Here is a 21,129-nt window from a genome sequence, read left to right as displayed (position 1 = left end):
CAAACGAACAAATAGAGCAGATAGAGTTTGCACTCAACCATCGTCCTAGAAAAACACTAGGTTGGTATACACCGAGTGAAGTTATGGCTGGTTTTTATACTGTTGCACTTGCCGCTTGAATCCGCCAATCAAAACAAACCTATCAGCAGCTTTATGCCTTACAACAGGTCACCGATCTCGCCAATAAAATCTCCCGGGAACGGGCACCTACCAACAAAGTAATGTCCAGCTCGGTTGAGGAATTTGCCAAACATCAGCAGGAGTTAAGCGATTACCGTCAGGAAGTCGATCAACAGATGCAAATTACGGCTCAGGCACTCGATCAGGTTGGTTTTAATCACCTAAGCCAGCAACTTTTATCTGAATTGAAACCAAGCTTGCAGAATGGACGTCAGCAGGTCGATCTCTATACTCAAATACCTCGCCCGGAACGTACTGCACAGGAAATGGATCAGGCTATTCTCGCCATGTTTACTGCCTGGGATAGCAGCCGTAAAATTCTGAAAGGAGTAGTGATTGCCTCTGCTACGCCATCTGCCCGTTTGGATAATTACATGAGTGAAATCCTATTTTTATCTGATCTCAGGGATCAATCGGGTCGGGTAGCGTCAAATGTTATGGCTCATGTGACATTTGGAACCCACATTCCAGAGCAAAACATTACCCGTTCCTTACAAGTCCAGCATCAGGTACGTTATCTCTGGGATATCATTGATACGCTACAGCCTGTTCAGGACAAAACTGATGAGTTTATTCGTTTACATCAGCGGGTCGGAACTGAATTTATCCAGCAAGGTTTACCGATTGTGGAGCGACTGATTGAAGATAGCCGCCAGCAGCGTCCTTATTATTTAACTGGAACCCAGCTGACTGAAGCTATTGTAGATAAATTTACAACAGTGATTGATTTGCAGAACTATTTACTGCAATACACCAAAGATGTGGCTATTAAGGAAATGCGCCATGGTCTGAATCATTTGATCTGGACAGTGGCCTTATCTGGAATTTCCCTGATTACGGCAATTTTGACCATGATTTTTGCGCGTAAACGCATCTTTATTCCTTTAATTCGCGCACGTAAAATTTTATTTGATTTGTCCACTGGGTCTGAACGGAAGCAAGCACCATCAAAACTAAAAACAGACCGGCCTACTGAATCCTTATTTACAGCAATTCAAAAACTGCAGCATACGCTGCAAGAGCGTGAAGCATTAGAATTTCGACTGAAAAATATTGCCCATTCCGATTCCCTGACTGGACTGGCTAACCGTTTTGCGCTCGATGAATATATCCGTTTTATGGAAACGCATCCGACCCAGTTTAAGCGAACCTGCCTGATGATTATTGATATTGATCACTTCAAACAGGTCAATGATCAATATGGGCATATTATTGGTGATCAGGTTATTCAGCTGGTTGCAGAACGCTTAAAAGCCAATGTTCGAGCTTCGGATCTGCTGGTTCGCTATGGCGGTGATGAGTTTCTGGTCCTGATTGAAAATATCGAGATGCAGCATGCTTTCATGCTGGCGAATAAAATCCGGACCGAAGTCGCTGAACATTCTATTCTGACCGCAGCTGATGAAGATATTCATGTATCGGTGAGTATTGGGGTAGCGATTGGTGCAGAGTCATGGATTGCTTTACTGGAACAGGCCGATGAGGCGTTATTTAAGGCCAAAGCCAAAGGACGTAATGTGGTGGCTGAGGTTTAAACCACTTAACTGAATTTTTTAAGCTAAACAGTCTGAAGAGTCATAATTTTATAATTTATATTGTTAAAAAATAAAGTAAATTTCATTGAAGTTTTTAAAAAATATAAAAATTTAGGGGATCTTAAAATGAGTAAAAATTGTATTTTCTGTCAAATGGTAAAAGGGGAATTGCCATGTCATTTAATCGATGAAAATGATGATTTTATGGCGTTTCTTACTATATTTCCCAATACATTGGGCGCAAGCGTAGTGATTCCAAAACAGCATTATTCCAGCTATGCCTTTGAACTGAGTGACCAGGTGCTGACAAATCTGGTTTTATATACCAAGCAGGTAGCCCTAAAATTGGATCGTTATTTTGATGACGTTGGCCGAACAGCAATGGTGTTCGAGGGATTTGGTGTCGATCATGTGCATGCCAAGCTATTTCCAATGCATCAGACTAAAAATACCCATGAAAAATGGCAGCCAATTAATTCTTCAGTCGATAAGTATTTTGATGCTTATGAGGGCTATATTTCATCGCATGATGCTCGAAGGGCGGATGATCAAGCGCTGGCACAATTGGCTGAAAATATTCGCTCAATCGCATAGTCAAAAATAAAAGCCCCCTCTTTTTAAAAGAGGGGCACTCTCTCCTTTTTCAAAGGAGGATTGGAGAGAATAAAATTACTTCAATAACGGCTTTAAGAATTTCCCTGTATGTGAAGCCTTAACTTTCACAACATCTTCCGGAGTACCTTCCGCGATAATCATACCGCCACCCGCACCACCTTCAGGCCCAAGGTCTACCACCCAGTCTGCAGTCTTGATCACATCCAAGTTATGTTCAATCACAACAATGGTATTCCCTTTATTGCGTAGCTCATGCAGGATGTCCAGCAGCTTGGCAATATCATGGAAATGCAGACCAGTGGTTGGCTCATCCAGGACATACAGGGTTTTACCGGTATCCCGTTTGGCCAGCTCACGTGCCAGTTTTACCCGTTGTGCTTCACCACCAGAAAGGGTCGTCGCTGACTGACCTAAACGGATATAGCCCAGACCAACCTGATGCAAGGTTTCCAGACGACGATGAATCACTGGAATCGCATCAAAGAAATGCATGGCATCTTCAACGGTCATCTGCAATACATCAGAAATATTCTTGCCTTTGTAGTTCACTTCCAGCGTTTCACGGTTATAACGCTTGCCATGACAGGCGTCACACGGCACATACATATCCGGCAGAAAGTGCATCGCTACCTTAATCATGCCATCACCTTCACAGGCCTCACAGCGTCCGCCTTTCACGTTAAACGAGAAACGGCCAGCGGTATAACCACGCGCTTTGGCTTCCGGAGTCTGTGAAAACAGTTCACGAATTGGAGTAAACAAACCGGTATAAGTTGCTGGGTTCGAACGTGGCGTACGGCCAATCGGGCTCTGGTCAATATCAACCACTTTATCCAGAAATTGCAGACCATCAATTGAGTCAAACTTCTCAGCAGTTAGCGTGGTTGCACCATTCAGCTGAGTCGCTGCTAGTGGCAACAGAGTCCGGTTAATCAACGTAGATTTACCAGAACCTGAAACACCGGTGACACAAGTCATGATTCCCAATGGAATGGTCAGATCGACTTTCTTCAGGTTATGCCCGGCAGCACCCATCAATTTGATCTGTTCTTCCGGTTTTGGTGGCTGAACCCGTTTTTTCGGCACTTCAATTTTCAGTTTGCCAGACAGATATTTACCGGTCAGGGAATCTTTATTTTTAGCGAGTTCCTGATAGGTTCCTTCTGCAATCACATGACCGCCATGCACACCGGCACCCGGACCAATATCAATAATATGGTCTGCAGCACGAATTGCATCTTCATCATGTTCGACCACTAAAACGGTATTACCGAGATCACGCAGACGAATCAGGGTTTGTAACAGGCGATCATTATCACGCTGATGCAGACCAATCGAAGGTTCATCCAGCACATACATCACACCCATGAGGCCAGCACCAATTTGTGAAGCCAGACGGATACGCTGTGCTTCACCACCAGACAAGGTTTCGGCAGAACGGGACAGACTCAAATAGTTCAGACCGACAGATACTAGGAAATGCAGGCGTTCACGGATTTCCTTGAAAATCTTGTCCGCAATTTCACCACGCGCACCTTCCAGATTAATGCCCTGATAATAGCTCTCGGCATCGCCAATCGACATGCGAGTAACGTCGGCAATGGTCTTGTCCAGAATTTTCACATTACGCGAGATTTCATTCAGACGTGAACCATCACAAGCATCACAAGCGGCATTGGATAGATACTGCGCCAGATCATCACGCACATAATTGCTTTCAGTTTCGCGGTAACGGCGTTCCAGATGCGGCAAGATACCTTCAAATGGCATCACCCGGTTATGACGACGACCACGTTCATCAATATAGCTCAGGTCAATTTTTTCTTTGCCGGTACCGTAAAGGAATTTCTTCTTGGTGTTGGCATCCAGTTCATTCCAAGGCGTTTCTAGAGAAAAACCGAAATGCTCGGCTACTTTTTGCAGCATGCCATAATAATACGGACGCTGACGATCCCAGCCACGAATCGCACCTTGGCTGATGCTGACTTCCTGATTGGGAATCAGTTTGTCCGCACTGAAATGGCTGCGGGTACCCAGACCATCACAGACCGGGCAGGCACCAAAGGGATTGTTAAATGAAAACAGGCGTGGCTCCAGTTCTGCCACAGCGCGGTCACATTCCGGACAGGAGTGTTTGGCAGAAAATACGCGATCATCATTTTCACCTTTCATCCAGGACAAAATCGCAATATCTCCACCGAGACGCAGCGCAGTTTCAAAACTTTCTGCAATCCGGTTACCGAGATCATCACGCACCTTAAAGCGGTCAACCACGACTTCAATAGTATGTTTTTTCTTTTTGTCCAACTCAGGTGGCGGATCAATTTCCATGATCTCGCCATCGACACGTGCACGCACAAAGCCTTGGCTTTGCAGTTGCTCAAATAACGCTGTGTACTCACCCTTACGTTCACGCACGACAGGCGCTAACAATAACAGCGCAGTGCCTTCTTCCAGTTCTTTAACCGCATCGACCATTTCAGTTACGGTCTGTGCCACCATGGGCAGATCGTGTTCCGGACAGTAAGGTGTACCTACGCGTGCATAGAGCAGACGTAAATAGTCATAGATTTCGGTAATGGTACCTACAGTCGAACGCGGGTTATGACTAGTCGATTTCTGTTCGATAGCAATGGCTGGGCTTAAACCCTCAATCGAATCAACTTCCGGCTTTTCCATTTGCGAAAGGAATTGACGCGCGTAGGCAGACAGAGATTCTACATAACGGCGTTGACCTTCCGCATATAACGTATCGAATGCCAGTGAGGACTTACCTGAACCAGACAGTCCCGTAATCACCACAAACTTGTCGCGTGGAATATCAAGGTTCACATTTTTCAGGTTATGGGTACGTGCACCTCGAATACGGATGTGACTTTGGCTCATGCAATGATCCTAGAAAATTCATCAAAAACCTTTATATGATACCGAATGAAAAATGTTCAAGTGCAAATAAAAGTATTTTAAACGTCAAGTTGTGTCGGATATTGGTCAAAAGATCAGTACTAAAGCAACTGGGGGAAAATGTAGATTAGATTTGCTCTTTTCCAAACATCTAATGGATGAAATTTCATGATGCATAACTCCATCGAAATTAGCTTCACTTTCCATCATTTAGGGTTTGGCTTAAAAATAAAAAAGCCCTGTATTAAACAGGACTCAGTCAATAGAAACTAAAATTAATCATCCAGACCTAGCCATTGGCGTTGTTCATAAGCACTATCCCAGAACAGCCATTCCAGACGTGCTGCATGGGTATAGGCCTGATGCATTTTTTCCAGAGTATCAGCATCGACCCGCGCTGCCACCCGATCCACAGTAGCAATTACATTGCGTACCGCTGTATGAAAATCCTCACCGGCATAGGTATCAATCCAGGCCTGATACGGATTATTCGGCGCTGCCTTATCGACAATATCCTTACCCACTTCTGCATAGATCCAGAAACATGGCAAAAGGGCAGCTAGAACCACCGGATAACTTTCTGCCCAGGCCGTTGCCTGTAAATAAGAAGTGTAATGATGGCAGGCCAGAGTCAAAGGTGTATTTTCAAATTGGGTTTTGCTGATGCCAAAATCCTGCATAAAGCCATCATGCAGGCTGCGTTCGACCACAATGGCAGTTTTAGCGGCTTCACTGAACTGAATTACATCATCTGCTTCAAAAGCTTTGGCTGCACAGACCGCCAGCGCACGGCCATAGGCCAGTAAATAATGCGCATCCTGAATCACATAATGACTAAAAGCTTCACGGCTTAATGTTCCCTGCGCCAGCTGCTGGTTAAAAGGCAGCGCCAATGTCTTTTGATAAAGTCCGAGATTACGTTGCCATACGTCTTGAGAGAAACTCATACTGAAATCCTTAGCAGTTGAAGTCAAAATATCCAGCACTATAGCAAAGATGAATCTGTTTAAAAGATCAGCAAATCTGAAAAGCAGAAAATACCTAAAAATGGTTCAGGAAGTGCTTTGGTTTAGGCGGCAAAAGTTTCATAATTGGGACAACTTTGAGTCTTAGTATTTCTCTACGTTTAAAGAAATGCATTTAATGAAATTTATCTAAGGTCGATATATATGTTGAAACACTTTGGTTTCTCAATCGTATTTTCGATCGTGTGCCTTGGTTTGTCTGCTTATTGGGGATTCACCCATGGTCCGGAAGCGGGCCTGCAAACCATGTTCACAGCACTGACCATCACCGCTATTCTGGCGATTATGGAAGTGTCGTTGTCGTTTGATAACGCGGTTGTCAATGCATCCGTCCTGCGCGGTTGGGATCATTTCTGGAAAATGATTTTCCTGACGGTCGGGATTCTGGTTGCAGTTTTCGGGATGCGCCTGATTTTCCCGGTGGTCATTGTGGCCGTGACTGCGGATATGGGCTTTATGGAAGTGGTGCAGCTCGCCTTAAATGCACCAAAAGAATATTCGGCTAAACTGATGGCACATCATGCCGAGATTTCTGCCTTTGGTGGTGCCTTCCTGATGCTGGTATTTCTGAACTTCTTCCTGGATGAAGAAAAAGACACCCACTGGTTCCGCATGCTGGAACGCCGTCTGGCGCATCTGGCAAACGTTCCGGCGATGTCAGTCTTTATTACCCTGATTGCCTTATTAATCATGGATTTTCAGGTCGAAGAAGCAAAACGTCTGGATGTTATTCTGGCAGGGATCTGGGGAATCGTGATTTATATCGGGGTACAGGTCCTGAGCCATATGTTAGGTGGGGAACCGGAAGTAGACGAAGAGGGCAACGCCGTTCGTCATGATGCTGAAGGCGTACCGACTGGCGTGGTGAAAGCCGGCTTTGGTGGTTTCCTTTACCTAGAAGTACTCGATGCATCTTTCAGTTTCGACGGGGTAATCGGGGCCTTTGCGATTACATCTGACGTGGTAATCATCATGCTAGGCCTGGCCATCGGTGCGATGTTCGTGCGTTCGATGACTATTTACCTGGTCGATAAAGGCACGCTGGATGCCTATATCTATTTGGAACATGGCGCGCACTATGCGATTGGTGCTCTGGCATTTATCATGCTGGCAAGCAGTACCGGTGTACATATCCCTGAAGTGGTGACTGGTCTGATCGGTGTGGCTTTCATTATCTGGGCAGTCATTGCTTCGATCCAATATACCAAGCGTCAGTTATTAAAAGCAGGCAAATAGCCCCGTGATCGCTGAACAGAAGCGTAGCTCCGGCTACGCTTTTTTATCCATTGGAGCGTAAAACCTCGTGGTTCAGCACGAGGATATAAGCGACTGGAGTAAACCACATGAACGACACGAAATGTCGTTTTAAATACTTGTACTATAGTCACTATTAAGAAAAATACTGTTAAAATAATTGGATGAAGACACTCAAATTACGCATAAAAGACAAACATTGCAAGGTGCTAAATCAGTTAGCATCCGAAGTAAATTTTGTTTGGAATTATGTCAATGATTTGTGTTTTAAACATCTTCAAAAAAAACAACAATTCTTTTCAGCATACGATATTGCAAAATACACGAAAGGCACATCGAAAGAATGCAACTTGCACAGTCAAACTATTCAGGCAGTGACAGAAGAATTGGTCACAAGACGCAAGCAGTTCAAAAAAGCAAAACTAAAATGGCGTGTCAGTAATAAAAAATCAGCTAGACGTTCACTAGGTTGGATACCGTTTAAAAAGGTTGCAATCAAATATGCTGATGGCTGTGTTCAATATGGTAAACACCAATTCAAGTTATGGGATAGTTACGGTTTAAGTCAATACAGGGTTAAAACAGGCTCATTCGTTGAAGATAGCCGAGGCCGTTGGTATGTATGTCTTGTAGTTGACAATGCTAAAACAGAGAAAACCACCGCTAAAACCTCAATTGGCATAGATTTAGGTTTAAAAGATTTAGCCACTTGTTCAGATGGTGTAAAACTTAAAGCCCCTCAAATCTATCGGAAATATGAACAAAAACTTGGTATTGCTCAACGTGCAAAAAATAAAAAACGAGTGAAAGCAATTCACGCCAAGATTAAAAATGTAAGACAAAACATGCTGCATCAATTCAGCCATAAACTAGTAAAAGAACATGCAGCAATCTTCGTTGGCAATGTGAATGGCAAAGCATTAGCGCAAACCAAACTAGCCAAGTCTGTGTTAGATGCCAGTTGGACAACACTAAGAACCATGCTCAAGTATAAATGCGAGAACGCAGGGGTATGGTATGAAGAAGTCAATGAAGCCTATACCACCCAAACTTGTTCGTGCTGTGGCTCACGCTCCAGTAGTCCGAAAGGTAGAGCAGGTTTAGGAATAAGAGAGTGGCAGTGTGGTGAGTGTGGTAGCTCATGGGATCGGGATGTAAATTCCGCACTGAATATTCTTGCGCTCGGGCATGAGCGTCTAGCAGTAGGAATCCCCTTGCTTTAGCTGGGGGAGGATGTCAATTTTCAGATAGTCCTCATCTTTATTTCAAATAAAATTCATGCATTCCTTTGAGCGGAATGGCCTATAATCTACGCATCAAGATTAACTAACTCGATCGCCAGACTTTATGATGAATGCCTTAGAACGTCGCTCGACCTTTGCCCTGAGCAGTATTTTCGCACTGCGCATGCTGGGGTTGTTTATGATCATCCCTGTATTCTCGGTAGCAGGGCAGTCATATGAATATGCTACGCCGGCACTGATTGGTCTGGCGGTGGGTATTTATGGCCTGACACAGGCCATTTTACAGATTCCGTTTAGCCTGATTGCAGACCGCTATAGCCGTAAGCCACTGGTGGTTTTGGGCTTGTTGCTATTCGCTCTAGGTGGTGCGATTGCTGCAATGTCTGACACCATTTATGGCGTGATCATCGGTCGTGCGATTGCGGGTGGTGGAGCAGTTTCAGCAGTGGTAATGGCCTTACTGGCCGATGTGACCCGCGAAGAAAACCGCATGAAAGCCATGGCGGTGATGGGCATGAGTATCGGCCTGTCCTTTGTGGTGGCCTTTACCATGGGGCCGTGGGTGACAGGACTGGTCGGCATTTCCGGTCTGTTCTGGGTGACCACCGTAATGGGCTTGGCTGCGATTGCGATGTTGTTGATGGTCCCTAAAGTTACCCGTCATCATAAAAATTTTCAGCAGGGCTATCTGGAGCAGCTAAAACAGGTCCTGAAAATGGGGGATCTGAACCGTCTGCATATTTCAGTATTTACCCTGCATTTGCTGCTCACAGCCATGTTTATTTATGTGCCATCGCAACTGATTGAAGTTGCTGAACTGCCATTATCGAGCCATGGTTGGGTCTATCTGCCGCTGCTGGTCGTCAGTCTGTTTTTTGCCTTCCCGAGCATTGTACTGGCAGAGAAATATCGCAAGATGCGCAGTATTTTCCTGACAGCGATTGGCGGGATTATTCTGGGTCTGTTGATCATGATTTTTGGCTTTGAATCCAAATATGTGCTGATCGGTGGATTGGGATTATTCTTTATTGCTTTTAATGTCATGGAAGCCTTACTGCCCTCCTGGCTATCCAAAGCAGCCCCGATTCAATCCAAAGCCACTGCGATGGGCGTGAATGCCAGTAGTCAGTTCCTGGGCGCATTCTTTGGCGGGATCATTGGTGGACAATTGTTGTTACTCAACAACACTTCGCTCGGTTGGAGTATTTTATCGGCAATTGCTATAATTTGGCTGCTCATGAGTTTTGGGTTGGCTCAACCACGCTATCTTTCATCGCTCGTGCTTCGTCTGCCAGAGAGTAAACAAACAGATGAATGGACTTCTCAACTTTTGGCGATTCGTGGTATTGAAGAGGTTGTGGTCATGTCTGAACAGCAAGTCGCCTTTGTAAAGGTCGATAAACAGCAGGTTGATGATGTTTCGCGACAACAATTAACGCACTTGTTAGGTAAAGAGGTAGCCATTTAAACATAACTCTTATAAAGTAAAATATAGAAATAAATAGGAAGTGTACGTCTGATGCGTGGTGTTAATAAGGTCATTTTAGTTGGTACTTTAGGTCGAGATCCTGAGACCAAAACTTTCCCAAATGGTGGTTCTCTCACTCAATTCTCTATCGCAACCAGCGATTCATGGACTGATAAAAATACGGGCGAACGTAAAGAGCAAACCGAATGGCACCGTATTGTGCTGCATAACCGTTTAGGTGAAATTGCACAGCAATATCTGCGCAAAGGTTCTAAAGTTTATATCGAAGGTTCATTACGTACCCGTCAATGGACAGATCAAAGCGGTCAAGAACGCTACACAACGGAAATCCGTGGTGAGCAAATGCAAATGCTGGATTCTGGTCGTCCACAAGGCGAGCAGGGCGATAACGGGTTTAACCAGCCACGTTTTAATAACAATAACCAGGGTGGCGGTTATAGCAATAATTCACAAGGTGGTTATGGCTCAGCGCCTCAGCAAGGCGGTTTTAACAATAATCAAGGCAGTGGTTATGGCAACAATAACCAAAATAACCAGGGTGGTTATGCGCCGAAGTCTGCACCTGCTCCAGTAGCAGCACCTGCAGCTGATCTGGATGATGATCTTCCTTTTTAATCCCGACATTAAAAGGTAAATCATCATCAAAACCCGCCATTTGGCGGGTTTCTTCATCTATAGAACTTTTTATTTTTTCACCGAGACCCACATGGTGATCACCGCCCGAAACACAACTTCTTCTGTAGTATCTTTAATTTCTACATTGACCAGATAATCGCTGCCTTCATTCCATATAAAGTTAGGCTCGGCGGGTGTCGCAATCGCAACCAAGTCAGTAGTAGCTTTTTTGACATATTCGACCTGCATGCCTTTAGGAATCCAGCGATGGGTCTTTGGAACGGTTGCATCGGTCATGGTACCGCCTGCCAGTTCAGCCATGTTACACATGGCAATCGCGTGTACAGTGCCTAAATGATTCAGTACGGCACGATGTTTCTTAATGCTCACTGCACAATAACCAGGCTTTAAATCTTCAAACAATGGAGAAATACTGCCGAAATAAGGTGCTTTTAGACAAAGTAATTTAGAAAAAAGATATTTACCGGCTGGCTTATTTTCTAAGCTTTTCCAGATTTTTAGGGCTTGGCTCATTTATAACTTCCTGTATATTATTTTTTAATCAGAATAATATTCTCATACAGAATATTATTCTGTATTGGCGCATCTGACAAAAACCAGACATCAGGCTGCCAGCCTGCTTTTAAAAATAGAGAGGATTTAAATATTAAAGATGCAAAACATGGAATTGCTGGAAAGGATTTTTAAGGGAAGACGGGCTTTACTCAAACGTCAGATTCTGGAATACGCATTGACAGAGTTTCTGCGTACAGGCATTGCTGCGACTACGATTGAAATGATCCGTGATCAGGCCGATACCAGTATCGGGGCGATTTATCATCATTTTAAAAACAAGGAGGGGATCATTGCGGCACTATATATTGCAGCGCTCACAGATCAGTCAACGCAGCGTTTGCAGGCTCTGTCACAAGTTCAGGGTATTGAACGAGGTATACAGGCGGTTATTCAGAGTTATATCGATTGGGTTGTAGCGTATCCTGATTTTGCCCGCTTTCTTTATGCCGCGCATCATACAGTTCAAAGCAGTGACTTCGGAGAAGAATTGCAGCAGTCGAATCAGCAGCGCAATCAGGACTTACAACAATGGCTGGCTCAGCAGGCAGATATCGGGCAATTACAAGCTGTTCCCTTAGAACTGCTTATGTCACTGATCATTGGACCCACTGAAAGTTATTGCCGGAGCTGGTTATCTGGTCGAGTTCAAACCTGCCCTAAATACTATGCAGCAGCCTTAGCAAAATCGGCCTGGCAATCTATACAGCATTTTCAAGAAAGTGAAGCCGCCAAAATCGATTAAACAAATCAGAAAGATAAAAATAAAAGGAATTATAAATCTAAAAAACCGATAGTTTTTATGAAAAGTTACGGTTTTACCTGTTGGTGGTTTTTGCGTATTCTTAACTACATCAAATGAACACACACTTTCACGAATAGATAGGAATAGACTTATGAGTTTAATCAATACTGAAGTTAAGCCATTCAACGCAACTGCTTACCACAATGGCCAATTTATTGAAGTGTCTGAGCAAGACATGAAAGGCAAATGGTCTGTAGTATTTTTCTATCCTGCTGACTTCACATTTGTTTGTCCAACAGAATTAGGCGATCTTGCTGATCAGTATGCTGAATTCCAGAAACTGGGCGTAGAAATCTACTCAGTATCTACAGACACGCACTTCACGCACAAAGCTTGGCATGACACCTCTGACGTAATTGGTAAAATCCAGTACCCAATGATCGGCGATCCAACCTGGACTTTGGCGAAAAACTTTGAAGTGCTGATTGAAGCTGATGGTCTGGCGGATCGTGGTACTTTCGTGATCGATCCAGACGGTAAAATCCAGATCGTTGAAATCAACGCGGGCGGTATCGGTCGTGACGCGCAAGAACTGCTTCGTAAAGTAAAAGCGGCTCAATATGTACACGCTCACCCAGGTGAAGTATGTCCTGCAAAATGGAAAGAAGGTGAAGCGACTCTTGCTCCTTCAATCGACCTGGTCGGTAAAATCTAATTCGATAACACTTTATCGAAATTAAAAAACCCAGCCCTCAGCGCTGGGTTTTTTATTATCTACTGCTCATGACTACCTAAATTAACGTCTTATAGCAAAGCTAAAGTTATAAGTAGCTACACAGAAATCTAAGAGTCGAACCGTCTTATATTTGAAATACTGCATTCTAGAAGTACGGTATTGATGACTGCTGATAAAGCTTAAAATGGCTGCATGTTCATCCTATTGTGTATAGGAGTAAAAGATGAAAAAAATTATTGGTGTTTACCGTAATCAAAACATGCACTGGGTTGGTGACGGCTTCCCGGTGAAAAACCTGTTTTCTTATGACCGTTTGGGGCAGGCCATTAGTCCATTTTTATTGCTGGATTATGCAGCGCCGTATCACTTTGCGCCAACCACTGAGCAGCATGGTGTAGGTTCACATCCGCATCGTGGTTTTGAAACTGTAACCTTGGCTTATCAGGGTGCAGTGACCCACCAGGACTCCAGTGGCGGTGGCGGTACGATTCAGACCAGCGATGTGCAGTGGATGACAGCGGGTGCAGGGGTGGTGCATGAAGAATTTCATTCTCCAGATTTTGCGCAAAAGGGCGGCCTGTTTGAAATGGTTCAACTCTGGGTCAACTTGCCAGCCAAAGACAAAATGACCGCGCCACGTTATCAGGCCATTACTGCAGCTGAGATTCCACGGATTGAAATGGATAAAGGTGCAGGACATATCCGGGTGATTGCCGGAGAATTCGGAGGTCATCATGGCCCTGCGCATACCTTTAGTCCGGTGAATGTCTGGGATGGCGAGCTAAAAGCGGAGTATGAAACTACGTTGCATGTACCTACCGGACATAATGCTTTGCTGGTTGTACTGGCGGGTGAGCTGGTGGTAAATGGCAGTCAAAAAGTCCTGGATAGCTCTATTGTGATGTTTGCGCGCGATGATGATCCTGAAATTCAGCTACAGGCCGATCAGGACACTAAATTTTTGCTTTTGACCGGTGAGCCGCTGAATGAACCTATTCAAGGCTATGGCCCATTTGTAATGAATACCAAGGAAGAAATTATTCAGGCATTTCAAGATTTTAATCAGGGTAAATTTGGTGAAATCGCGGTACAGGCCGAATAATACAGTCAGTCTTAAAACAAAGAAGCCTCTGCACAAGCAGAGGCTTTTTTTTCTAATGCGCTGGAATTTCTTGTCGTTTTTACGAGTTTCTTGGATAAATTCATTTTGTTTATCTCTATGAATTTATCTCTTTCTTGTGCTGCATATTATAGAGTGTTTTGCGGTCTTTGTAAACCGATGATTAAAAAATCGGTTAATTAAATCATTTGTTTTTTAAAGATTTATTTTTAAATATTTAAATATAATGGCGGTTTAAGTTACTCTATATAAAGACGTTTTTTGCTATTCAAAAAATGTAATTTATTTGTAAAGTTACGTTAACTCAGACTTACGAAAAAAAAGTATTCTGGAAGATTTTAATAACCTATTTGCCGAAAGCATGGTTCATAATTTCTTTTAGTTTTTCAATGACGGATGATCAGATTGGATATCGCAGTAATTGGTAGTGGCATGGCTGGACTGGCTACTGCCAGAATTCTTCAGGACGCAGGACATCGCATTACTATTTTTGAAGCGCTTCAAGGTCGCGGCATGGACAGTCATAGTCTCGAATTTGAAGGAGGCCTCATTGACGCACCTTTACGTGTGATGAATCCTTATCTGTGGAAAAATACCTTAAGTCTGGCGACTCATCTGGGCATTAAAACTTACCCGGTACGTACCTATATGGCCTGTAGCTGGCTGTTTGAAGACCGGGTAGAAACCTGGCTAACCACGTCACGTAGCCGGATTGGCAATATTCCGATTATCAATAACCGCAAAGGCATCCAGCAATATGGCTGGCGTCTGGTTAAAGGTTTGCTGCAACTCAAAACAGCCTTGGCAAAATTCTTTAAATCCAAAAATCAGGACATCAGCCTGGCAGAATTTATCAATCGCAATGAGATTGAAGAAGTGTTCTGGCATGGTGCGGTGATGCCGGTGCTGTATACCATCTGTACCTGTAATCCAAAAACCATTGGTGAATGGCCAGCCAAACCTTTATTGATTTTCCTGCGTCAGCTAACGGATGGTGATGCCTTATTACGTATGCAGGGCGGTACTCCGGCTTTGGTAGACAAGCTGATTGAAGGCATTCACATTGAAAGTGGTGCGCCGATCGTTTCGGTAAAAGAGCAGGGCGACAAAGTACTGGTAGAAAATGCAGCTGGTCTGTCGAAAACCTTTGATCGTGTGGTTGTGGCGACACCAACCAATCATATTGATGAATTCCTGGATCATGAACAGTTTGGCCGTGATATCGAGCTGTTAAAGAAATTCAAATTTGAACAGGGTAAATTGGTCATTCACCGCGATAGCAGCGTGATGCCACCGAAACGTAAGGATTGGGCTGTACTCAGCTATATGATGGATCGCAAGTTTACCCGTCAGCAATTTACGGTTTGGCTGAATGCGGTTGAACCGAGTCTGGTGGGTAAATCACCAGTATTCCAGACCTGGCGTCCTGTGACTGAGATTGATCCGAAAAAAGTGATTTCATCAGTGACCTTGACCCGTGCGGTAGTAGATGCCAATACCATCGCCCTCAATAAAGAATTACAGCATCGTCATCTGGAAATGAACCGTAAAGTGTTCTACTGCGGCTCATGGTCATCGGACGGTTTACCAATCTTGGAATCTGCAGTGACTTCTGCCATGAAAATTGCTGCAATTATGGGAGCACCGTTGCCATTTGAAGGACTTAAACCTAAGATCGAGGTAGCACCCCAACTCGGTTATTGATTGATGCAATGGTTTCAGGCACTTCGTCAGCGTCTTCCTCAACATAAATATGCAATTGATGCTTCGTTGCTGGGAGACCAGTCGCAGTTGCCCTGGAGCAATCTGGGTTATTGGCGGGAAGGGCAGCAGGATTATGTAGCTGCCTGTCGAACTTTGGCCGACCATTTGGCAGAAATGGTCGGTTTAAATTCAAAGGATAAATTGCTGGATCTGGGCTGTGGCCAGGGTGCCAGCCTGTTGCACTGGCAGCAACACTATCAGGTGCAATATCTGGCCGGTGTAGAACTTCAGCCTGCTTGTGTGGCGAATATTCAGCAACATTTACCTAATCTCAATGCCATCTATCCGGCTTCTTTCCTGCGTTTAAAAGACATGCATTTTTCCCAGCGCTTTGATGTGGTGCTATGTCTGGATGCTGCCTATCATAGTTCCGTTCCCGAACTTCTAGATCAGGTACGCAGTGTTTTGAACACCAATGCACGGATTGGCTTTCATCATCTGATCTTGTCTGAAAAATGGAACAGCTTGAATGCGCTGCAAAAGCGTAAATATCAGTTTCTGCTGACATCCGCCGATGTCAATTTAAAAAACCTGATGTTGAAAAATGAGCTTTATCATTGTTTGGAAAATTTTGAATTTAAGAATATTCAGATTGAAGATCTGTCCGAAGCGGTATTTTCAGGTTTTGCTGATTATGTAAATCAGAATTTAAATACAAAGAAATTGAAACAAAAAGGCAAAAGACTGGATCAGTTTAAAATCCAGATGACGGCAAAGCTTTGTCAGAAGTTATATCAGGATGGGATTGTAAGATATGTGCAGGTGACGGCACAGGCGATCTGAGTATTCAAGGCAAAAAACAGCTATATAAAAATGCCAAACCCAGAAACATCAAAGCCTCACTAAAAAGCGAGGCTAAGAAAATGGTGCCGGCACACGGATTCGAACTGTGGACCTACTGATTACAAGTCAGTTGCTCTACCAACTGAGCTATGCCGGCGTTGTGGAGTGCATTTTACAGATTTTTCTTAAGGGCGCAAGCCAAAAAATAACCGTTCAATCTTATAACCAATTTTTTATTGCTGATCATTGAATCATCTTCACTCAGGCCTCTACATTTAAATCATGAAATTGCCCATATCAGTGATATGGGCAAGGATAAGGGGTTGATATTTAAAATCTATTATGAGTGAGTTAAAAGGGAATTATCTGCTTTTGAGTATCCGATCCAGGTCTTGTGCGCATTCCTCTAAAGTAAAGGCCATATCAAACTGCATTTGAGGTTTGAGTTCTTGAGCAAGACTTCTCCACTGTTCAATTAATTTTAGGGCTTTTTGAATCTTATGTTTGTTGACGTCTTTGGCAATGGTCGGGGTATAACCACCGCGTTTGGCATTTTTTATCTGTTTCATGTAGTTTGCGCTGTTATTCATGTCCACTCTCCGAATAGCAGTGTTTCCACTTTTTTCTAACCCAAATAAGGAAGACTCAAGCAATAACGTTTTCTATCTTTAGGTTTTTATTCTCCTTTTATCCTGTTTTGATTCCACCATAACATAGCGATGATGACAATTAAATTAAGCTATTTTTATGCCAGTTTTTGTCTCCATCATATAAATAAACTAAAAGAAGAACATAAAGTTAAGAAATTAATAAAAATGGATATATCATGGTTTTATCCAGAGAATTTATTTCAATATATCTCAACCTATATCCTTACATCTTTAAATCTATCAAAAGAAAAGGCAAGCAATACTCATCTCAAAAATAACCAGTAAAATGAATTATCCTTTTTCAATTCATCTGTCCAAGATGCTCACTTTTAAGGTTTTAGACTATAAAAAAAGCCCAATATAAAATTGGGCTAGGGCTTAAGGCTCGACTTCTAGCGGATCACCATCTTCAGGACGAAGATGACGTGTGCCATCATCCGCAGGATCTACACTTGATCCATCTTTGGTGATCGGATTGTACATTTCATCCTCTTTTTTATCGTCAGTGAACTCCTCATCTTCGAAATCCAGAGGCTCATTATCATCATCAAAATTTAGGGGTTTTTCATCATCTTTCATAGCGATCCATCATTTTTTACCAAGATAGGATCATGCTCGAATATTCCTCAGTGTCATTCAACAGCCATCCGGCATCATTTATGTAACTTGTATAGTTATTCTTTTATTTTTAATCCATTCCCTAATAATTTCGGCAACAAAAAAGGCTTAAACCCTTTAGATTTAAACCTTTTGAGACATCATGTGGCGACATGATAATGATATTTGGCGAGAGAGGGAGTCATACTTTTAATTTAAGTAATTGAATTAAAATTAAATTAGAAACAACAATTTTCAATTATACCCACATTTATACCCCCAGTTAAATCAGGGTGGTAATAGTAGTCATTGAGGTAGTTATCTGAGCTGTCTTTCCAATATTAAATGGCTATTTGCATTACAAGGTTGAGTATCAAGATTCTTTCTTCAGTAAACCTTTAAGCTGATTCAAATATTGTTGTGCATTTTGCTCCACATTTTTTTCCGCTTTACTTAGATCAGATTGAATTGCTTTAACATTTTTTTCAAAGTGAGTTAAATCCAAATCTCCTAGATTCTTTTCTTCATTGAACATTTGCAAAGCAGAACGACTTAAAATCATAAATTGCTGGGTCATCTTCCATTCATACTTACAGCAACTTTGGATGATATTTTTTAATCGACCGAGACGTATTTGCTGATTAATTTGCTTGTAGTCAGGATGACTTGCACTAAAGAATAGAGCTTTTTCAATAGCATCACCGCTGTGCCAACCTTTAGCCAAATTATCCTGTGCAGCCTTGACATAGATGTCAGCCACTCGTTTTCTATCCGCTAAGATGTGGTTTTCAATATCAGCTAGATCAGTCAATCGTTCAATTGGCTCAAATTTAACTTCAATACCATATTTGCTATGAATGGATTCATCTTTGACGCGTAAGTAAATGGTTTCCCCAATTTTTACATCGGCTACAACTAAATTTTTAACAAGTTGAGCATGGTAATTTTGGGTACTGCCAAGCAATTCAGCATGAATATATTTAGTCCCAATTTTAAGGATATAAAATTGCCCAAACTCAGTTGTTTTCTGTTTCTTGCTTTGCACACTACACCTAATAAGCAATTTCATTGTGAAAATAATATCATTATGTATTGATTTCAACCATGTAATGCAAATAGCCTAATAATAACGATAAAAAAGAGGTTGGAAAGGTTTTAATTATGATGACTCACTGAAATAGTTTAAGGCTCAGTTGATTTTTTATAAATGTGTATTCAAATTAGTTCTAATTTCAGATTTATATCTCTCAACGGTTTCCTCATCAATTGGAGGTTGGGAAAATTCAATTTGGTTATCTTTCAGAGTTTCTTTAAGGAGTTTATTTGACAGATAGGCTCTCGCTAAAAGATCCTCTAATTCATTTATGCGTTTACGTAAAGTAATCTTATCATTTTCAGCGTTTACACATAAACCTTTATAATGATCCAATTCATTTTTTAGATTTTGTAAATGAATAGAGGAATTTTCTATTTTTTTAAAACTTTTAAATTGTAATTCTCTTCCTTGATATACATTTGCTAAATATTCAATAACGATTTCTTCACGATCCCAGTGATTTATTTCTTTGAGCTTTGATAGAAAGTTTACAGTTTGTTTCTCCAAATAGTAATTTTTTTTCACTTTATCAGCATCTTTTTTATTTTTTTTATAGGTATTAAATTTTCCTCTTAATTTTTCATAAAAAATACCAGGAATTTTTATTTGGATGCCATTCTGCAGTGTGCCAAGATGAAAATATTCATTCGAATGAAGATGTGGATAGCCCGTAAAATTTGCTTGATATCCTTCACCAGTTTTAATGATAAGTCCTCTAGGATTTTTACTTTCTTCTTCAAGGAATGCAACTTTAAGTGCACCTTCTTTTAAGCACCAATCTTTCAAAAAAATTGCTGGGCGGCCCATTTTTAACCTCTTTATATTCAATCGTTTTTGTATATTGTATTAAGCTTTACAATCGTAAAAACATATCATATTTATTTCAGTTAATTAATATTATATATTAAATTAAAATAATAGTTATATTTTTTTAATAGTGTGTTTAATGAAAAAACCAACAAAAACCTTTAGTAGAGACGTGGAATTAAGGGCAATTTCTATACTGATGCTGGAGCAGATGGAAAGCTCACTATTGCCGATGGAGCGGATTATTTTTTTACGATTGTTGATCTGTTATGGTGGGAGAAAAATTTCAATCAAAAGCCTGACGAATCTCGCGGGAAAAATTAAAGTCCATCGTTTAGCCTTGCAAAAAGCAGTGAAAAATTTTCTGGAAAAAGGTCTGTACGAAGAAGATGGTCATAACTACATTAGAATAAAAACGAAGCTACTTTCTCAACAAGTTAGTTATAAACGGACAGGTAGATTTGAAGTAAAAAAGTCAGCCCATACATTTGTTGTATATCGTTATAAGCGATTTGATTTTTTAATTAAGTTGTTTGATCTTTTTTTTAAAATCAGAATTAGCCATAAACAAAAAGATGTTGCTCTATTGTTGGAACTTAATTATCAGCAGTGGCTTGTTCTCGTCAATTTAGTGATGTTAAGTGATGAACGTGGGATTGTTTATCATGCAGGAACTTACGAATTATCAAAACGTACAGGAATGAGTCGTGATGCCTTGCTTCGAGCAATCACAGTACTATTTAAGTTAGGGATCATACGTTCCAAGCTTCATGGGAGTTTAAATAATAATTTACTAGCCTCTAATGCTCCTATTTATGCTTTGAATTTATCTGCTTCGATTTGGGGGGAATACTGTCGCTTCGGTACTTATTATTTTTTAAAGTTGCCAAATGAAAATAGCTCTATTGTTAAACACGCATTTAGGCTAATTGAGCAGAATGAAACATCGCCTTCAGACTATATTTTTAATGAAATGGCTCTTATTAATCAAACAAAAAATTATCAACTCTTAAAAAGCCAATTGGTTGAATTAATACCAAATCAAATAGACTTTGCTTCTAAACAGAGGAAAAAGTTTTTGCAAGATATTCAAATAGTGCAAGCTGCTTTTAAGCAGAGCAATTCATTATTTAACAGTTTTGAGAGCAATCTAAGCAGAATTGAATTTTTACTTCAAAATTATTTAGCATCACGTATCAAAAATTTAGCCCAAGGGGAAAGTTTAGCAACTACTGTAATGCCTATGGACGCCATACATTGGTTTTCAAAATTCGCAGATTCAAATCCCAAGTGCAACACATTTGTAGTTAGTTGAAAAAGTTAGGTGTATTCATAGAATCATTAGACTTTTTCAACTCGCAATTGGAAAGCACACAATGAAGAAATACACCCAACTT

18 protein-coding genes, 1 tRNA gene and 2 pseudogenes are annotated in these 21,129 nt (G+C 41.7%); 13 read left to right on the top strand and 8 right to left on the bottom strand.

Annotated elements, in window-relative coordinates; all coding sequences use genetic code 11:
* From FTV14_RS14295 to FTV14_RS14285, 3 genes and pseudogenes are all read left to right on the top strand, one after another.
* Positions 1-119 (top strand): annotated as a pseudogene (locus tag FTV14_RS14295) (IS30 family transposase); the annotation flags it as partial.
* Between the two features lie 6 nt (positions 120-125).
* Positions 126-1,715 (top strand): annotated as a pseudogene (locus tag FTV14_RS14290) (GGDEF domain-containing protein); the annotation flags it as partial.
* A gap of 126 nt (positions 1,716-1,841) precedes the next feature.
* Positions 1,842-2,309 carry an HIT family protein gene (locus FTV14_RS14285; protein ID WP_166139514.1) on the top strand — a complete coding sequence of 156 codons (468 nt, stop codon included), beginning with the start codon at positions 1,842-1,844 and terminating at the stop codon, positions 2,307-2,309.
* Positions 2,310-2,384: 75 nt separating this feature from the next.
* On the opposite strand, the gene uvrA is transcribed toward FTV14_RS14285, so the two are convergent.
* Positions 2,385-5,216, bottom strand: coding sequence for an excinuclease ABC subunit UvrA (gene uvrA, locus FTV14_RS14280; protein WP_180012433.1), 2,832 nt, complete (start codon positions 5,214-5,216; stop codon positions 2,385-2,387).
* Between the two features lie 293 nt (positions 5,217-5,509).
* The gene (gene tenA, locus FTV14_RS14275) at positions 5,510-6,181 is read right to left on the bottom strand and encodes a thiaminase II (protein WP_180017533.1); all 672 of its coding nucleotides are present in this window, start codon (positions 6,179-6,181) and stop codon (positions 5,510-5,512) included.
* 222 nt (positions 6,182-6,403) lie between these two features.
* On the opposite strand from tenA, the gene FTV14_RS14270 reads away from it, so the two are divergent.
* The 4 genes from FTV14_RS14270 (at position 6,404) to ssb (ending at position 10,861) form a co-directional block, all read left to right on the top strand.
* Positions 6,404-7,495, top strand: coding sequence for a DUF475 domain-containing protein (locus FTV14_RS14270; RefSeq protein WP_004781554.1), 1,092 nt, complete (start codon positions 6,404-6,406; stop codon positions 7,493-7,495).
* 182 nt (positions 7,496-7,677) lie between these two features.
* Positions 7,678-8,736: an RNA-guided endonuclease TnpB family protein gene (locus FTV14_RS14265; RefSeq protein WP_159123703.1), complete on the top strand. Its 1,059-nt coding sequence runs from the start codon at positions 7,678-7,680 to the stop codon at positions 8,734-8,736.
* Between the two features lie 124 nt (positions 8,737-8,860).
* On the top strand, positions 8,861-10,225 hold the full coding sequence (locus FTV14_RS14260) for an MFS transporter (RefSeq protein ID WP_034170221.1): 1,365 nt from the start codon (positions 8,861-8,863) through the stop codon (positions 10,223-10,225).
* Between the two features lie 51 nt (positions 10,226-10,276).
* Positions 10,277-10,861, top strand: a complete 585-nt coding sequence (ssb, locus tag FTV14_RS14255; protein ID WP_159123705.1) for a single-stranded DNA-binding protein — start codon at positions 10,277-10,279, stop codon at positions 10,859-10,861.
* A 69-nt stretch (positions 10,862-10,930) separates the two neighbouring features.
* On the opposite strand, the gene FTV14_RS14250 is transcribed toward ssb, so the two are convergent.
* Positions 10,931-11,395 (bottom strand): hotdog fold domain-containing protein, encoded by a 465-nt coding sequence (locus tag FTV14_RS14250; RefSeq protein ID WP_166136870.1) that lies wholly within the window; start codon positions 11,393-11,395, stop codon positions 10,931-10,933.
* A 139-nt stretch (positions 11,396-11,534) separates the two neighbouring features.
* On the opposite strand from FTV14_RS14250, the gene FTV14_RS14245 reads away from it, so the two are divergent.
* From FTV14_RS14245 to FTV14_RS14225, 5 genes are all read left to right on the top strand, one after another.
* Positions 11,535-12,179: a TetR/AcrR family transcriptional regulator gene (locus tag FTV14_RS14245; RefSeq protein WP_171521866.1), complete on the top strand. Its 645-nt coding sequence runs from the start codon at positions 11,535-11,537 to the stop codon at positions 12,177-12,179.
* 151 nt (positions 12,180-12,330) lie between these two features.
* Entirely contained in the window at positions 12,331-12,894 is a 564-nt protein-coding gene (gene ahpC / locus FTV14_RS14240; RefSeq protein ID WP_005232609.1) for an alkyl hydroperoxide reductase subunit C, read from the top strand.
* A gap of 244 nt (positions 12,895-13,138) precedes the next feature.
* Positions 13,139-14,017, top strand: coding sequence for a pirin family protein (locus tag FTV14_RS14235; RefSeq protein WP_180054073.1), 879 nt, complete (start codon positions 13,139-13,141; stop codon positions 14,015-14,017).
* Positions 14,018-14,431: 414 nt separating this feature from the next.
* Positions 14,432-15,739, top strand: coding sequence for an FAD-dependent oxidoreductase (locus FTV14_RS14230; protein WP_180054072.1), 1,308 nt, complete (start codon positions 14,432-14,434; stop codon positions 15,737-15,739).
* Positions 15,740-15,742: 3 nt separating this feature from the next.
* A complete protein-coding gene (locus FTV14_RS14225; RefSeq protein WP_159123709.1) occupies positions 15,743-16,582 on the top strand; it encodes a cyclopropane-fatty-acyl-phospholipid synthase family protein in 840 nt (279 codons plus the stop codon).
* Positions 16,583-16,663: 81 nt separating this feature from the next.
* Here the strand turns inward: FTV14_RS14225 and FTV14_RS14220 are convergent.
* The 5 genes from FTV14_RS14220 to FTV14_RS14200 all read right to left on the bottom strand — a co-directional run bounded on the left by FTV14_RS14220 (position 16,664) and on the right by FTV14_RS14200 (position 19,732).
* Positions 16,664-16,739 (bottom strand) — tRNA-Thr (locus tag FTV14_RS14220).
* Between the two features lie 205 nt (positions 16,740-16,944).
* Positions 16,945-17,172 carry a hypothetical protein gene (locus FTV14_RS14215; RefSeq protein WP_004781576.1) on the bottom strand — a complete coding sequence of 76 codons (228 nt, stop codon included), beginning with the start codon at positions 17,170-17,172 and terminating at the stop codon, positions 16,945-16,947.
* A gap of 438 nt (positions 17,173-17,610) precedes the next feature.
* Entirely contained in the window at positions 17,611-17,811 is a 201-nt protein-coding gene (locus tag FTV14_RS14210; protein WP_004781578.1) for a hypothetical protein, read from the bottom strand.
* A gap of 391 nt (positions 17,812-18,202) precedes the next feature.
* Positions 18,203-18,874 carry a hypothetical protein gene (locus FTV14_RS14205; RefSeq protein ID WP_004959923.1) on the bottom strand — a complete coding sequence of 224 codons (672 nt, stop codon included), beginning with the start codon at positions 18,872-18,874 and terminating at the stop codon, positions 18,203-18,205.
* A gap of 156 nt (positions 18,875-19,030) precedes the next feature.
* The gene (locus tag FTV14_RS14200) at positions 19,031-19,732 is read right to left on the bottom strand and encodes a hypothetical protein (RefSeq protein ID WP_180054071.1); all 702 of its coding nucleotides are present in this window, start codon (positions 19,730-19,732) and stop codon (positions 19,031-19,033) included.
* Positions 19,733-19,871: 139 nt separating this feature from the next.
* On the opposite strand from FTV14_RS14200, the gene FTV14_RS14195 reads away from it, so the two are divergent.
* Positions 19,872-21,047 (top strand): hypothetical protein, encoded by a 1,176-nt coding sequence (locus tag FTV14_RS14195; RefSeq protein ID WP_180054070.1) that lies wholly within the window; start codon positions 19,872-19,874, stop codon positions 21,045-21,047.
* Positions 21,048-21,129 lie beyond the last annotated feature (82 nt).

This window comes from Acinetobacter sp. YH12236, assembly GCF_013417645.1.
In the GTDB taxonomy this organism is placed as follows: Bacteria; Pseudomonadota; Gammaproteobacteria; order Pseudomonadales; family Moraxellaceae; genus Acinetobacter.
Note: the sequence above shows the minus strand (reverse complement) of the source record. Positions and strands in the feature narration are given on the sequence as shown.